At 70.2% G+C, this 15233-nt stretch carries 9 protein-coding genes, 1 tRNA gene and 1 riboswitch; of the genes, 7 read left to right on the top strand and 3 right to left on the bottom strand.

Annotation, left to right across the window (positions count from 1 at the left end; translation table 11 throughout):
* Positions 1–308 precede the first annotated feature (308 nt).
* From RISW2_RS01005 to folE2, 3 genes are all read left to right on the top strand, one after another.
* Entirely contained in the window at positions 309–2687 is a 2379-nt protein-coding gene (locus tag RISW2_RS01005) for an ATP-dependent helicase (protein WP_043765366.1), read from the top strand.
* A 223-nt stretch (positions 2688–2910) separates the two neighbouring features.
* Positions 2911–2990, top strand: a riboswitch (SAM riboswitch).
* Positions 2991–3071: 81 nt separating this feature from the next.
* The gene (gene metZ / locus RISW2_RS01010; protein ID WP_051491712.1) at positions 3072–4280 is read left to right on the top strand and encodes an O-succinylhomoserine sulfhydrylase; all 1209 of its coding nucleotides are present in this window, start codon (positions 3072–3074) and stop codon (positions 4278–4280) included.
* 142 nt (positions 4281–4422) lie between these two features.
* Positions 4423–5523 carry a GTP cyclohydrolase FolE2 gene (gene folE2 / locus RISW2_RS01015; RefSeq protein ID WP_043765368.1) on the top strand — a complete coding sequence of 367 codons (1101 nt, stop codon included), beginning with the start codon at positions 4423–4425 and terminating at the stop codon, positions 5521–5523.
* A gap of 51 nt (positions 5524–5574) precedes the next feature.
* Here folE2 and pyc read toward each other — a convergent pair whose 3' ends face one another.
* Together pyc and RISW2_RS01025 are read right to left on the bottom strand one after the other, a co-directional pair.
* Positions 5575–9024 (bottom strand): pyruvate carboxylase, encoded by a 3450-nt coding sequence (gene pyc / locus RISW2_RS01020; protein WP_043765370.1) that lies wholly within the window; start codon positions 9022–9024, stop codon positions 5575–5577.
* A gap of 207 nt (positions 9025–9231) precedes the next feature.
* A tRNA-Lys gene (locus tag RISW2_RS01025) sits at positions 9232–9307 on the bottom strand.
* A gap of 127 nt (positions 9308–9434) precedes the next feature.
* On the opposite strand from RISW2_RS01025, the gene dapF reads away from it, so the two are divergent.
* The 3 genes from dapF to RISW2_RS01040 all read left to right on the top strand — a co-directional run bounded on the left by dapF (position 9435) and on the right by RISW2_RS01040 (position 12303).
* The gene (gene dapF, locus RISW2_RS01030; RefSeq protein WP_043765372.1) at positions 9435–10274 is read left to right on the top strand and encodes a diaminopimelate epimerase; all 840 of its coding nucleotides are present in this window, start codon (positions 9435–9437) and stop codon (positions 10272–10274) included.
* Complete coding sequence (gene mtaB, locus RISW2_RS01035; RefSeq protein WP_043765373.1) at positions 10271–11524, top strand: tRNA (N(6)-L-threonylcarbamoyladenosine(37)-C(2))-methylthiotransferase MtaB; 1254 nt, start codon at positions 10271–10273, stop codon at positions 11522–11524. Before dapF ends, mtaB begins: the two co-directional genes overlap by 4 nt.
* Positions 11525–11592: 68 nt before the next feature.
* Complete coding sequence (locus RISW2_RS01040) at positions 11593–12303, top strand: CDP-alcohol phosphatidyltransferase family protein (RefSeq protein ID WP_043765375.1); 711 nt, start codon at positions 11593–11595, stop codon at positions 12301–12303.
* 6 nt (positions 12304–12309) lie between these two features.
* On the opposite strand, the gene RISW2_RS01045 is transcribed toward RISW2_RS01040, so the two are convergent.
* Entirely contained in the window at positions 12310–13974 is a 1665-nt protein-coding gene (locus RISW2_RS01045; RefSeq protein WP_051491714.1) for an AfsR/SARP family transcriptional regulator, read from the bottom strand.
* A 165-nt stretch (positions 13975–14139) separates the two neighbouring features.
* On the opposite strand from RISW2_RS01045, the gene RISW2_RS01050 reads away from it, so the two are divergent.
* Positions 14140–15228, top strand: a complete 1089-nt coding sequence (locus RISW2_RS01050; protein WP_043765376.1) for a phosphatase PAP2 family protein — start codon at positions 14140–14142, stop codon at positions 15226–15228.
* Positions 15229–15233 lie beyond the last annotated feature (5 nt).

Here is a 15233-nt window from a genome sequence, read left to right on the forward strand (position 1 = left end):
AGGAGGGGGGGATGGCGGCGACCCCAAGGGAGGAGGAGTAGGGCCGCCGCCTGTTTTCCGGGGCAAGGGAGGAGGAGGCCCCGAAAAAACGTCGACGCATCGTCGCGTCGTTGATCCATACCTAGGTTACGCTGCAGCGCAGCGCAACGCATCCGGCGGCAACGCGGCCATGCGGAAAATGCATGGCAAATCTCTTGACCGGAAAGGCGGCACGTCCAGGCCGGTCCGGTCGACCCTGCGCGGAAAGCTCTGGAACATTCGCGGAACGCTTCTTTAACTCGGGGGCGTCGCGCGCTATTCTCTGGGGCATGAGCAGCTTCGACGAAATGGACGCCTTCGAGGGCGCATCGCTGTCGGCCCGCGCCATGCAGGCCCGCCCCGCGCCCTATCTCGAGGATCTGAACCCGGCGCAGCGCGAGGCGGTGGAGGCGCTTGACGGCCCCGTCCTCATGCTGGCGGGCGCGGGCACCGGCAAGACCAAGGCGCTGACCGCGCGCATCGTGCACCTCCTCACCACCGGGCGGGCGCGGCCGAACGAGATCCTCGCGGTGACCTTCACCAACAAGGCCGCGCGCGAGATGAAGGACCGCGTCGGCCGCATGCTGGGCCAGACGGTGGAGGGCATGCCGTGGCTCGGCACTTTCCACGCGATCTGCGTCAAGCTCCTGCGCCGCCACGCGGAACTGGTGGACCTGAAGTCGAACTTCACCATCCTCGACACCGACGACCAGCTGCGGCTGCTGAAGCAGCTCGTGAATGCTTCGAACATCGACGACAAGCGCTGGCCGGCGCGGCAGCTCGCTGGGGTGATCGACGGCTGGAAGAACCGCGCGATCACGCCCGACAAGGTCCCGGCGTCCGAGGCGGGCGCCTACAACCACGCCGGGCCGCGGCTCTATGCCGAATACCAGGCGCGGCTGCGCGAGCTGAACGCGGTCGATTTCGGCGACCTGCTGCTGCACGTGGTCACCATCTTCCGCCGTCACGAGGACGTGCTGGCGCAGTACCAGCGCTGGTTCCGTTACATCCTCGTGGACGAGTACCAGGACACCAACGTCGCGCAGTACCTGTGGCTGCGGCTCCTGGCGGCCGGACACCGCAACATCTGCTGCGTGGGCGACGACGACCAGTCGATCTACGGCTGGCGGGGCGCCGAGGTGGGCAACATCCTGCGCTTCGAGAAGGATTTTCCCGGCGCGCACGTGGTCCGGCTCGAGCAGAACTACCGCTCGACGCCGCACATCCTGGCCGCCGCCTCCGCGGTGATCGCGGGCAACGAGGGGCGGCTCGGCAAGACGCTCTGGACCGAGGCCGAGGCGGGCGAGAAGGTGCGCCTGATCGGCCACTGGGACGGCGAGGAGGAGGCGCGCTGGATAGGCGAGGAACTCGAGGCGATGCAGAAGGGCACGCGCGGCATGCGGCCCATGAGCCTCGACGACAGCGCCATCCTCGTGCGGGCGAGCCACCAGATGCGCGCCTTCGAGGACCGGTTTCTGACCATCGGCCTGCCCTACCGGGTGATCGGCGGGCCGCGCTTCTACGAGCGGATGGAGATCCGCGACGCCATGGCCTATTTCCGCCTGGTGACGAGCCCCGAGGACGACCTCGCCTTCGAACGGGTGGTGAACGTCCCCAAGCGGGGCCTCGGCGACAAGGCGCAGCAGACCATCCAGAAGACCGCGCGCGCCCACGGCGTGAACCTGGTCGAGGGGGCGCGGATCGCGCTCGAGGACGGCGCCATCAAGGGCAAGGGCGCGGGCGAGCTGCGCCGCTTCGTGGACGACCTCGCGCGCTGGGGACGGATGACCGGCGACGCGGACCTGACCCACGTGGAACTGGCGCAGATCGTGCTCGACGAATCGGGCTACACCGCCATGTGGCAGAACGACCGCACGCCCGAGGCGCCGGGGCGGCTCGAGAACCTGAAGGAACTGGTGAAGGCGCTCGAGGGCTTCGAGAACCTCGGCGGGTTCCTCGAGCACGTGGCGCTCGTCATGGACAACGAGAGCGACGACGGCGGCGCCAAGGTGTCGATCATGACGCTGCACGCGGCCAAGGGGCTCGAGTTCCCGGCCGTGTTCCTGCCGGGCTGGGAGGACGGGCTCTTTCCCTCGCAGCGCTCCATGGACGAGCAGGGCGTGAAGGGGCTCGAGGAGGAGCGGCGGCTCGCCTATGTGGGCATCACCCGCGCCGAGGAGCTCTGCACGATCTCGTTCGCGGGCAACCGCCGCGTCTTCGGCCAGTGGCAGAGCCAGCTGCCCTCGCGCTTCATCGACGAGCTCGACGCGGCGCATGTCGAGGTGCTGACGCCGCCGGGCCTCTATGGCGGCGGCTACGGCGCGGCGGGCATGGCGGCGCAGGCCTCGCCCGAGATCATGGCGCGGCAGGCGAGCGACCTGCACGAGCGCGCGAGCCGCGCCGACGTCTACAACTCGCCCGGCTGGCGGCGCCTGCAGGCCCGCGCGGCCGACCGGCCGCTGTCGCAGCCGCGCGAGGCGCGCCACCAGGTCATCGACCTCGAGGCGGTGCCGTCCTACGGCGTGGGCGAGCGCGTGTTCCACCAGAAGTTCGGCTACGGCGCGGTCACCGGCGTCGAGGGCGACAAGCTCGAGGTCGCCTTCGAGAAGGCCGGCACCAAGAAGGTGGTGGCGCGCTTCCTCTGCGGCGCCGACGACGTGCCGTTCTGATCGCGCGGTGCGGCGCTGGCGCGCCGCGCTGTCCCGTCTCGGCGCCGGCCTCCGGCCTCTGCCTCGGGCCGCGCGTGGCGGGCGGGTGGCGCCCCTGCCCCGTCGCGCGGCGGAGGGCGGGGTCCGGAGCCTCCGGCGGGGATATTTCCGCCAAGAAGAAGGGCGGGCCGGGAGCCCGGGCGGGCAGGGGGCGGCTTGACCGGCGCGGTGCGGGGGCGTAAACACGCTGCATCGTGGCGATTTGTTCACCGGATTGCGGGCCACGTTAAACAATCCCGCTAAAGAGGTCAGGAGAAAGAGCCCCTTTCGCTTGGCCGCGAACGGGGCTTTTTTGTGCCGCGTGCCCGGGGGCCCGCCCCCGCGCCGGCCACCTGGAGGACGCAGATGAAGGACACCGAGAAGACCACGGGCGCCGGGCCCGCCCGCCGCAGCCGCACGAAGCTCGTGCATGGCGGCACGCAGCGGTCGCACTGGGGCGAGCTCAGCGAGGCGATCTTTCTCACCCAGGGGTTCGCCTACGAGAGCGCCGAGCAGGCCGAGCGGCGCTTCGTGAAGGCGGAGGAGGGCGAGTACATCTACGCCCGCTACGGCAATCCCACCGTGCGCATGTTCGAGGAGCGCATCGCGCTGCTCGAGGGCTGCGAGGATGCCTTCGCCACGGCGAGCGGCATGGCCGCGGTGAACGGGGCGCTGATGGCGCACCTGAAGGCGGGCGACCACGTGGTGGGGGCCCGGGCGCTCTTCGGGTCCTGCCTCTACATCCTCGAGGAGATCCTGCCGCGCTTCGGCGTCGAGGTGACGCTGGTCGACGGCACCGACCTCGCGGCCTGGGAGGCGGCGCTGCGCCCCGACACCAAGGCGGTGTTCTTCGAATCCATGTCGAACCCGGTCCTCGACCTCGTGGACATCGCGGGCGTCGCGGCGCTGGCCCACGCGGTCGGGGCGACGGTCATCGTCGACAACGTCTTCTCGACGCCGGTCTATTCGCGCGCCATCGCCGACGGCGCCGACGTGGTGATCTATTCCGCGACGAAGCACATCGACGGGCAGGGGCGCACGCTGGGCGGCGTCATCCTCGGCTCGCGGGACTTCATCCGCAAGGTCGTCGAGCCCTACATGAAGCATACCGGCGGCTCCATGAGCCCGTTCACGGCCTGGGTGCTGCTCAAGGGGCTCGAGACCATCGACCTGCGGGTCCGGGCGCAGACCGCGGCGGCGGGGCTCCTCGCGGACCGGCTCGCCGGACATCCGAAGCTCGCGCGCGTGATCTATCCCGGCCGCGCCGACCACCCGCAGCACGCGCTCGCCGAGCGGCAGATGGGGGCGGGCGGCACGATGCTGTCCTTCGAGGTCGCGGGCGGCAAGGAGGCGGCGTTCCGGTTCCTGAACGCGCTCGAGGTCGTGCTGATCTCGAACAACCTCGGCGACGCGAAGTCGATCGCCACGCATCCCGCCACCACCACCCACCAGCGGCTCGCGCCCGAGACGCGCGCGGCGCTCGGGATCGGCGAGGGCCTGGTGCGGCTGTCGGTCGGGCTCGAGGATCCTGAGGACCTGGCGGAGGACATCCTGGCGGCACTCGACGCGGTCTGAGCGGGTCGGGCGCGGTGTCCCCGGGCACCGCGCCCGTGAGTCATCCGGGACACGTCCTCGTGCGTACACCCTTCCGATACGTGGTTTTCGCGCAGGCAATTCCTAGATCCTGCGCTGGCAAGTTGCCGGAAAGGCCCCTCAGATGAACGTTCATACCCCGGATATCGACCGCAAGCCCAGCCGCGAGGAAGCCGAGGAGGCGCTGGCGCTTCTCAGGAAGTGGACGGGCAAGGCGCAGGACCGCGAGATCGCCGATCTCGACCCGGCACTGATGGCGCTGCTCGGGGAGCCGGCACCCGCCGCCTACCCGGATCTGGCGCGGCGCTACGATGCAGGCTTCGCGCCCGACGCGGCCTACCGCGCGACGCTGCCGGACCTGCAGAACGGGCCGTCCTCGCTGATCCGCGGCGCGAACCGCGCGATCCAGCACGTGGGCATCTCGAACTTCCGCCTGCCCTTGCGCTACCGCACGCGGGACAACGGCGATCTCGTGCTCGAGACGAGCGTGACCGGGTCGGTCAGCCTCGACGCGGACAAGAAGGGCATCAACATGTCCCGCATCATCCGCTCGTTCTACCGGCACGCGGAGGAGACGTTCAGCTTCGGCACGATCGAGGCGGCGCTCGACGACTACAAGTCCGACCTCGAGAGCTTCGACGCGCGCATCCACATGCGCCTGCGCTTCCCGGTCGCGGTGGAGAGCCTGCGCTCTGGGCTGACGGGCTACCAGTACTACGACATCGCGCTCGAGCTGGTGGAGCGCGACGGCGTGCGGCGCAAGGTCATGCATCTCGACTACGTCTATTCCTCGACCTGCCCGTGTTCGCTCGAACTGTCCGAGCATGCGCGGCGCGAGCGCGGCGTGCTGGCCACGCCGCATTCGCAGCGCTCCGTGGCACGCCTGTCGGTGGAGCTGACGGAGGCGGGCTGCCTGTGGTTCGAGGACCTGATCGAGCTCTGCCGCGGCGCGGTGCCGACCGAAACGCAGGTCATGGTCAAGCGCGAGGACGAGCAGGCCTTTGCCGAGCTGAATGCCGCGAACCCGATCTTCGTCGAGGATGCCGCGCGGCTGTTCGCCGAGGCGCTGTCAGGGGATGCGCGGATCGGCGACTACCGGGTGGTGGCGAGCCACCAGGAGAGCCTGCACAGCCACGACGCGGTGTCGGTCCTGACCGAGGGCGACCTCTTCGCCGCCGACAGCCTCGACCCGCGGCTCTTCGCCTCGCTGTACCACGTGGGCTGAGGTCCCGCGCCCTCGTGAGGCCGGCCCCGCGCGACGGGGCCGGCGCAGAGGTCAGTCCGCCTCGAACTCGACCAGCAGGTCCTTGGCGTCGATCTGGCCGCCCGGCGTCACGTGCACGGCCTTCACGGTCGCGTCGCGCTCGGCGTAAAGGCCCGTCTCCATCTTCATCGCCTCGATGACGAGCAGGAGGTCGCCCTCCTTGACCGACTTGCCGGCCTCGACGGCGATCTGGCTGACGACGCCCGGCATCGGCGCGCCCACATGCGCGGCGTTGCCGAGCTGCGCCTTGGGCCGCGCGGCACTCGACCCCTTGGCCTTGCGGTCGGGCACGCGGATGGTGCGCGGCTGGCCGTTCAGCTCGAAGAACACCCGCACCTCGCCGTCGTCCTGCGTCTCGCCCACGGTGACGAGGCGGATCTCCAGGGTCTTGCCGGGGTCGATCTCGGCCGTCACCTCCTCGCCGGGCTCCATCCCGTAGAAGAACGTGCGCGTGGGCAGCGTCCGCACCGGGCCGTAGGTGGCGTGGCGCTCGGCATAGTCGGAAAAGACCTTGGGATACATGATGTAGCCGTTCAGGTCCTCGTCATCGAATTCCTGCTCGGGGAACTTGTCCTTGAGCTCCGTGCGCATCGCGTCGAGGTCCACGGGCTTCAGGTGCTTGCCCGGCCGGTCGGTCAGGGGCTTCTCGCCGCGCAGGACCTTCTTCTGGATGTCCTTGGGCCATCCGCCCGGCGGCTGGCCGAGATTGCCCTTCATCATGTCGACGACCGAATCGGGGAAGGAGATGTCCTTCTTCGGGTCCTCGACATCGGCGCGGGTCAGCCCCTGGCTGACCATCATCAGGGCCATGTCGCCCACGACCTTGGAGGACGGCGTGACCTTCACGATGTCGCCGAACATCTGGTTCACGTCGGCATAGGTGCGCGCCACCTCGGGCCACTTCTCCTCGAGCCCGAGCGACCGGGCCTGGGCGCGCAGGTTGGTGAACTGGCCCCCCGGCATTTCGTGCAGGTAGACCTCGGAGGCAGGGGACTGCATCGCGCTCTCGAAGGCGGCGTATTGCTGGCGCACCGCCTCCCAGTAGATCGAGATGTCGCGGATGCGGGAGATGTCGAGACCGCTCTCGCGCTCGGTGAAGCGCAGCGCCTCGACGATCGAGCCGAGCGTCGGCTGCGAGGTGTTGCCCGACAGGGCGTCCATCGCCGCGTCCACCGCGTCGACGCCCGCATCGGCCGCGGCCATGATCGACGCGATCGCCGCGCCGCTCGTGTCGTGGGTGTGGAAGTGGACGGGCAGGCCCACCTCCTCCTTCAGCGCGCGGATCAGCGGGCCGGCGGCGGCGGGCTTGAGCAGGCCCGCCATGTCCTTGAGCCCGAGGATGTGGGCGCCGGCGTCGCGCAGGTCCTTGCCCATGGCGACGTAGTACTTGAGGTCGTATTTCGCCCGGTCGGGATCGTTGATGTCGCCGGTATAGCAGATCGCCGCCTCGCAGACCTTGTTGCTCTCGAGGACCGCGTCCATGGCCACGCGCATGTTCTCGACCCAGTTCAGGCTGTCGAAGACGCGGAACACGTCGACGCCCGACTCGGCCGCCTGCTTGACGAAGAACTGCACCACGTTGTCGGGATAGTTGGTGTAGCCCACGCCGTTCGAGGCCCGGAGCAGCATCTGCGTCATGATGTTGGGCATCTTGGCGCGGATGTCGCGCAGCCGCTGCCACGGACATTCCTGGAGGAAGCGGTAGGCCACGTCGAAGGTGGCGCCGCCCCAGCATTCGACCGAGAAGAGGCCGGGCAGCCACGCCGCGTAGGCGGGCGCGATGCGGATCATGTCGAGCGAGCGCATCCGCGTCGCGAGGAGCGACTGGTGCCCATCGCGCATGGTCGTGTCGGTGATCAGCACGCCCTTCTGCGCGGCCATCCAGTCGGCCACCGCCTGCGGCCCCTTCTCCTCGAGCAGCGTGCGCGTCCCCGGCCGGATCTCGGCGTCGGTGACGTCGGGCGCGCGCGGGGGCTTGGCGTCCGCCGGCGGCCGGACCCGGCCCTCGGTCTCGGGGTGGCCGTTCACGGTGATGTCGGCGATGTAGGTCAGCACCTTGGTGCCGCGGTCGCGCCGCTGCTTGAAATCGAACAGCTCCGGCGTCGTGTCGATGAACTTGGTCGTGTACTGGTTCGTCAGGAAGGTCTCGTGCTTGAGCAGGTTCTGCACGAAGTCGATGTTGGTGGACACGCCCCGGATGCGGAACTCGCGCAGCGCGCGGTCCATGCGGCGGATCGCCTTTTCCGGCGTCTGCGCCCAGGCGGTCACCTTCACCAGGAGCGAATCGTAGAACCGCGTGATGACGCCGCCCGCATAGGCGGTGCCGCCGTCGAGCCGGATGCCCATGCCGGTGGCCGAGCGGTAGGCGGTGATCCGGCCGTAATCGGGGATGAAGTTGTTGGTCGGATCCTCGGTGGTGATCCGCGTCTGCAGCGCGTGGCCGTTCAGCCGGATGTCGTATTGCGAGGCCTTGCCGGTCGCCTCGGCCAGGCTCTTGCCCTCGGCGATCATGATCTGCGCCTGCACGATGTCGATGCCGGTGACCTCCTCGGTCACGGTATGCTCGACCTGCACGCGCGGGTTCACCTCGATGAAGTAGAACCGGCCGGTGTCCATATCCATCAGGAACTCGACCGTGCCTGCGCACTCGTAGTTCACGTGGGCGCAGATCTTGCGGCCGAGCTCGCACAGCTCCTCGCGCTGGGCCTCGCTCAGGTAGGGCGCGGGCGCGCGTTCCACGACCTTCTGGTTGCGCCGCTGGACCGAGCAGTCTCGTTCGTAGAGGTGGTAGATGTTGCCCATCTTGTCGCCGAGGATCTGCACCTCGACGTGGCGGGCCCGCTCGATCATCTTCTCGAGGTAGCCCTCGCCGTTGCCGAAGGCGGCCTCGGCCTCGCGCCGGCCCTCGAGCACCTTGTCCTTGAGTTCCTTGGCCGACAGGATCGGGCGCATCCCGCGCCCGCCGCCGCCCCAGGAGGCCTTGAGCATCAGGGGGTAGCCGATCTCCTCGGCCTCGCGGGCGATCTTGTCCATGTCGTCGCCGAGAACCTCGGTCGCGGGGATGACCGGCACGCCCGCCTCGACCGCCACGCGCCGCGCGGACGCCTTGTCGCCGAGCGCGCGCATCGTCTCGGCCTTCGGCCCGATGAAGGTGATGCCGGCCTTGTCGCAGGCCTCGACGAACGCCGGGTTCTCGGACAGGAGCCCGTAGCCCGGGTGGATGGCGTCGGCGCCGGACAGCTTCGCCACGCGGATGATGTCGGGAATCGACAGGTAGGCCGCGACCGGCCCGAGCCCCTCGCCGATGCGGTAGGCCTCGTCCGCCTTGAAGCGGTGCAGGCCCAGCTTGTCCTCCTCGGCGAAGACGGCGACCGTTTTCTTGCCCATCTCGTTCGCCGCGCGCATGATGCGGATCGCGATCTCGCCGCGGTTGGCGATGAGGATCTTCTTGAAGTCGGGCATGAGGGGAGGTCCTGGAATATTCTGCTGTGCAGAATGGTAGGGCGGAAACTTTCGAACCTCAACTGGCCGCGCGGGGAGGAAAGCGACGCCCCACAGGATAGGCCGGGCCTGCCCGTTGCGGCACGGGATCGCCGCACCGCCCGTCACGCGCCGCGCTGCAGCGCGTCCGCGGGGCGGAAATGGTCATGCCATGCGATCGGGTGACAGTGGTGAGCCGTGCAGGATTCGAACCTGCGACCCACTGATTAAAAGTCAGTTGCTCTACCAACTGAGCTAACGGCCCACTGGCGCGCTACTTAGAAAGGCGGCAGGGGAGGGTCAACCCGAAAAATTCCGCATGTCCGCGGGGCGTGCGCGCCGGAACGCGGCGGATCTGGAAAGCGGACCGCACCGGGCGTATATGCGCGGCCATGACAGACGCGACCCGCAACGACCTGCCCTTCATGAAGATGCACGGGCTCGGCAACGACTTCGTCGTGCTGGACGCGCGTGCGCGCGCGCTCGAGGTGACGCCGGACCTGGCGCTGGCCCTCGCGGACCGCCACCGCGGCGTGGGCTTCGACCAGCTGGCGGTGATCGAGGCGGACGCGGACGGCGCCGATGCGCGCCTCGTGTTCTACAATTCCGACGGCTCGCCCTCGGCCGCCTGCGGCAATGCCACCCGCTGCATCGCGCGCCACCTGATGGACGAGACCGGTCGCTCCGCGCTGACCCTGCGGACCGGGCGCGGGACGCTCCGGGCCGAGGCGCGCGGCGACGGCCTGACCGCGGTCAACATGGGCCAGCCGCAGCTCCTCTGGCACGAGATCCCGCTCGCCGAGGAGATGGACACGCTCGAGCTGCCGATCGAGGGCGCGCCGGTCGCCACCGGCATCGGCAACCCGCACTGCACCTTCTTCGTGCCCGATGCGGAGGCCGTGCCGCTCGAGACCTTCGGGCCGCGCTACGAGCATCACCCGCTCTTTCCCGAGCGCACCAACGTCCAGGTGGTGAGCGTCAGCGACCCCGACCGGCTGCGCCTGCGCGTCTGGGAACGCGGCGCCGGCGTCACGCTCGCCTCGGGGTCGTCGTCCTGTGCCGTGGCGGTCGCGGCCGCGCGCCGCGGCCTCACCGGGCGCAGCGTGACCATCGACCTCGACGGCGGCACGCTGTCGGTCGAGTGGCGCGAGGACGGCGTGTGGATGACGGGACCCACCGCGCATGTCTTCGACGGGGTGCTGCGCGGCGCCTGGCTCGGGGCGGGGGCATGAGCGCGCCGGTCTTCTCGACCCTCGGCTGCCGGCTCAACGCCTACGAGACCGAGGCGATGAAGGCGCTCGCGGGCGAGGCCGGCCTCTCGGGCGCGGTCGTCGTGAACACCTGCGCGGTGACCGCCGAGGCCGTGCGCAAGGCGCGGCAGGAGATCCGGCGCCTGCGCCGCGAGAATCCCGGGGCGCGCCTGATCGTCACCGGCTGCGCCGCGCAGACCGAACCCGCGACATTCGCCGCCATGGACGAGGTCGACGCGGTCATCGGCAACACCGAGAAGATGTCGCCGGACACCTGGCGCGGCCTCGCGGCCGACTTCATCGGCGACACCGAACGCGTGCAGGTCGACGACATCCTGTCGGTGCGGGAGACCGCGGGCCACCTGATCGACGGCTTCGGAACGCGCTCGCGCGCCTACGTGCAGGTCCAGAACGGCTGCGACCATCGCTGCACCTTCTGCATCATCCCCTATGGCCGTGGCAATTCGCGGTCGGTGCCGGCGGGCGTGGTCGTGGACCAGATCGCCCGGCTCCGGGACCGCGGCTACAACGAGGTGGTGCTGACAGGGGTGGACCTGACGTCCTGGGGGGCGGACCTGCCGGGCACGCCGCGGCTCGGCGACCTCGTGCTGCGGATCCTGCGCCTGGTGCCGGACCTGCCGCGGCTGCGCATCTCGTCCATCGACTCGATCGAGGCCGACCCCGCGCTGATGCAGGCCATCGCCGACGAGCCCCGCCTCATGCCGCACCTGCACCTGTCGCTCCAGCATGGCGACGACCTGATCCTGAAGCGGATGAAGCGCCGCCACCTGCGCGACGACGCCATCGCCTTCTGCGAGGAGGCGCGGCGCCTCAGGCCCGACATGACCTTCGGCGCCGACATCATCGCAGGCTTTCCGACCGAGACCGACGCGGCCTTCGAGAATGCGCTGCGGCTGGTCGAGGAATGCGGCCTGACCTGGTTGCACGTCTTTCCCTACTCGGCCCGCGAGGGCACGCCCGCGGCGCGCATGCCTCAGGTGGACGGCCGCGCGATCAAGGCGCGCGCGGCCCGGCTGCGCGAGGCCGGCCGCGCCGCGGTCGCGCGTCACCTCGAGGCCGCCGCGGCCCGTCCCCACCGCGTCCTGACCGAGGCGCCGCACATGGGCCGGACCGAGCAGTTCACCGAGGTCCGGCTCGACGCGCCGCATCCCGAGGGCACGATCGTCGAGGTGGTGCCGCGGGGCCATGACGGGCAGGCGCTCCTCGCCTGAGCGCGCACGTCGCCGCGTCAGGGCCGCCGGCGATTGATCCCGGCGCGGATTTCCGTCATCACCCCTGCATGAGGCTCAAGACCCAGGCGCTGCTCGTCCACCTGCTGACCGCCACCGGCGCCGTTTTCGCCATGCTCGCGCTGCTTGCGGCGGCGCAGGGCGAATGGGACGTCATGTTCCTGTGGCTGGTCGTCGCCTTTGCCGTGGACGGCGTCGACGGACCGCTCGCACGCAAGTACGACGTCAAGGTGAACGCGCCGCGATTCGACGGCGTGCTGCTCGACCTCATCATCGACTACCTGACCTACGTCTTCATCCCAGCCTTCGCGCTCTTCCAGTCGGACCTGCTGCCCGGCTGGACCGGGTGGTTCACGATCTTCGTCATCACCTTCGCGAGCGCCATGTACTTCGCCGATTCCCGGATGAAGACGGAGGACAATTCCTTCCACGGATTCCCGGGCTGCTGGAACATGGTCGTGCTGGTGCTCTTCGCGATCCGGCCGGATTTCTGGATCATCCTGGCCCTGGTCGTGGCGCTGGCGGTCGCGATGTTCCTGCCGCTCAAGTTCATCCACCCGGTGCGCACGCATCGCTGGCGCGGGCTGTCTCTGCCCATCGCCTTCGCCTGGGTGTTCTTTGCCGGCTGGGCCGCCTGGGTGGATTTCCACCCCGAGAGCTGGGCCCATTGGGGGCTCGTCTGCACCTCGGTCTACCTGCTCTTCGTCGGACTGGTGCAGCAGATCGTGCCGCCGCGCCGCGCGCGCACCGGGGCCCGCTGACCCCCCTCAGAGAAGCGCGCGCACCGGTTCGAGCAGGCCCTTCGTGCGCAAGGTCCGCACCGGGTAGGTGTCGTCGTTCACGAAACGGTCGAGCGTGAAGCCAGGCTCGATCCGGGCCAGCCTGCGCGCGGTCTCCTCCGCCTTGTCGAGCCGTCCCTCGAGCGCGTAGAGCGCGAGCAGGTGCCGGTGCGCCGGGCGGAAGGACGGCGCGGCGCGGGCCGCGGCCTCGCCCGCCTCGATCGCCGCCGCGGGCGCGTTGCAGGCGACGCAGACGATGCAGTGATAGAGGTCCCACCATTGCCGGAAGGGCGAGAAGCGCGCGATCTCGCGCGCCCGTGCCGACAGCGCGATGGCCTCGGTCTGGTCCCCCGCGAGCATCCGGCTGACCGACAGCGACAGCCAGCCGAAGGCCGAGGTCGGGTTACGGTCGACCGATTGCCGCGCGAGGTCGAGCCCGCCTGCGGCATCCCCGAGAGCCATCACCCGGACCTGGCTCAGGAGCGCCTGCACCAGCGCGTTGTCCGGCCCCTCCTCGAGCGCGCGGCGGTTCAGCTCGACCATCTCCTCGCGCAGGGCCTGCGGGTCGGGTTCGAGCAGTTCGATCATCTGGATGGTGCGGATGAGGCTCCGCCACGCGGTATAGACGCCGTTCGCGTCCGCCTCGTGCGCCTGCGTCAGCAGATCGTCCGCCTCGCGCAGGCTCGCCGGTTCGAAGCTGAACATGCGGTAGAGCGCCAGCCGCGACAGGGCGGTGGCGCGGGCCTCGGGGCGGGCGCGGTCCACCGCCTGCGGCAGCATGGCGAGCGCCCGGTCGGCCGCCTCGAACACCAGCGCCGAGATGGCGGGGCTCGACGACAGGATGTCCTGCGGATCGTCGAGCTTCTGCAGCTTCGAATACAGCATGCGCGCAGAGGGCAGGTGCACGATGCGGATGTAGACCCGCGCGCCGTCGCTGCCGCCGAGAAGGTCGCAGGCGATCTCGAGATCGCTCGTCGGATCCTCCTGCGCCGCGCCTGCATGCGTCCCGGTATGGCGACCCGACCGGCGCCAGGCGCGCACCTGCTCGGCGATGCTCTCGCCGATCTGGTTCGACAGGATCTCGCCGAAAAGCGCCTGCAGCGTGCTGTCGTGCACCTCGGTCCGGCAGCTCATGAGGACGCCCGTCGCGCGCACCGGGCGCGAGGCCTCGATCTCGGCGGCATGGCGGGCGCGCTCGCCGCGCAGCCAGTCCTCGAACTCGGCGTCGCGTACGTCGATCCCCTCGAGCAGGTCGCGCCCGGGCGCCGCGTGTCCCGCCGGGAGGCGCGTCGCCACCGTCACGCGCTCGGGATCGAAGCCCACGCTGGTGCGGTCGGCGCGGACCGCGTCCGCCGCGGGCCCGAACGCCGCGCGCAGCTTGGTCAGCGCCTGACGGAGGTTGGCGCTTGCCTGCTCGGGACCGAAATCCGACCAGAGCTTGTCCTCGATCCAGCGCCGCGAGCGGCGGAGGCCGGGGCTCAGCGCGAGGAGCGCCACCAGTCCCTGCGTCTTGGCGCCGGGCGGCGTCACCTCGCGTCCGTCGGAGGTCACCACCGAAAGCGGGCCGGTCACGGAAATGCGTAGCGTGGGGCGCGAGACGTCGTCCCGCGCGCCGATGCCGGTGCCGGCCTGTCCGGTTTGCGTCTGCGCCATGTGCTCCCCCGCGCGCCGATCGCCGCAGTGTAAACGATATCAGCCGACCCGCACTGCCACAATCTGCGTGATCCGAGCGTGAACCGCCCTGTTTTCGGACATTGACGCTTTGTCGGGCGGTCCGGCTCTGGCAGGATCGGTAGGCATTTCGATGACGGGCGCGACATGACGATTTTCGGTGGCCAGGGAGGCCAAGGTGGCCAGGGCGGACAAGGGGGCCAGGGCGGACAGGGAGGACAAGGCGGGCAGGGCGGCCAGGCGCATGCCGGATCGCCGGCATCCCCCTACCTGAGTACCGCGCTCGCCGCCGCGCGCGACGGCACGATGCATTACTGGGACGGCGCGGCGAGCCGGGTGCCGAACAAGACCGGGCGCCCGACCTGGGACGCGGTGCGTGCGCTCGACGATTTCCCGCGCCGCGCGGTGCTCGACCGGGCGTTGTCGGCGCTCGTCGCGCTCGACCTCGGGCTGGGCGACGCGCGGTCAGCCACCGCGGGGCTCGACCTCGGCGGCCGCCGCGTGGTCACGCTGACCCGGCCGGAGGACGATTTCCTCGCCACGGCGCAGCTGCCCTACCTGCGCAGCTATGCCGACCTCCGTATCGACCGGCTGGCCGAGATCCAGGTCCAGACCTCGGACATCCTGTCGTTCTACGGGGCGGTCGGCTACATGCACCCCGATGCCACGCGCTGGACCCATGCGCTGGCGGGGGCGCTGCTGCGGCTTTGCACAGAGATCGAGATGCCGATCAAGCTCGCCTTCGACGTGGCGCGGCCCATCGCCATGGCCTGGGAAGTGCAGCCGATCATCCAGACGCCGGGCCACGGATCCTGGCCCTCGGGCCACGCCACCGAGGCCTTCGCCACGGCGACGCTGCTCTCGCGGCTCTTTTCCGGCGCCCCCGTCGATCCGGCCGGGGAGGTGGCGCGGGGTGCGCCGCTCTTCCGCCACGCCGCGCGCATCGCGGCGAACCGCACCGTCGCGGGCGTGCACTTCCCGACCGACAGCGTCGCGGGCGCGGTGCTCGGCATGACGCTGGCCGAGGCGCTGGTGAACCTGCTCGATGGCGCCGCCGAGACGCGGGCGCGCAGCTTCGACGGCCGCGCCTATGCCGGCGACTTCACGCTGCAGGATCTCGACGACCTCCTGCGGGACGGCTGCGGGCCGGTCACGACGCAGACCGTGCCGCTTGCCGGGATCGCGGTGCCGGGCTGGCTCCGCGCGCTCTGGGCCGAGGCGACGGCGGAACACTGAGCGGT

Source organism: Roseivivax isoporae LMG 25204, from assembly GCF_000521865.1.
GTDB lineage: Bacteria > Pseudomonadota > Alphaproteobacteria > Rhodobacterales > Rhodobacteraceae > Roseivivax > Roseivivax isoporae.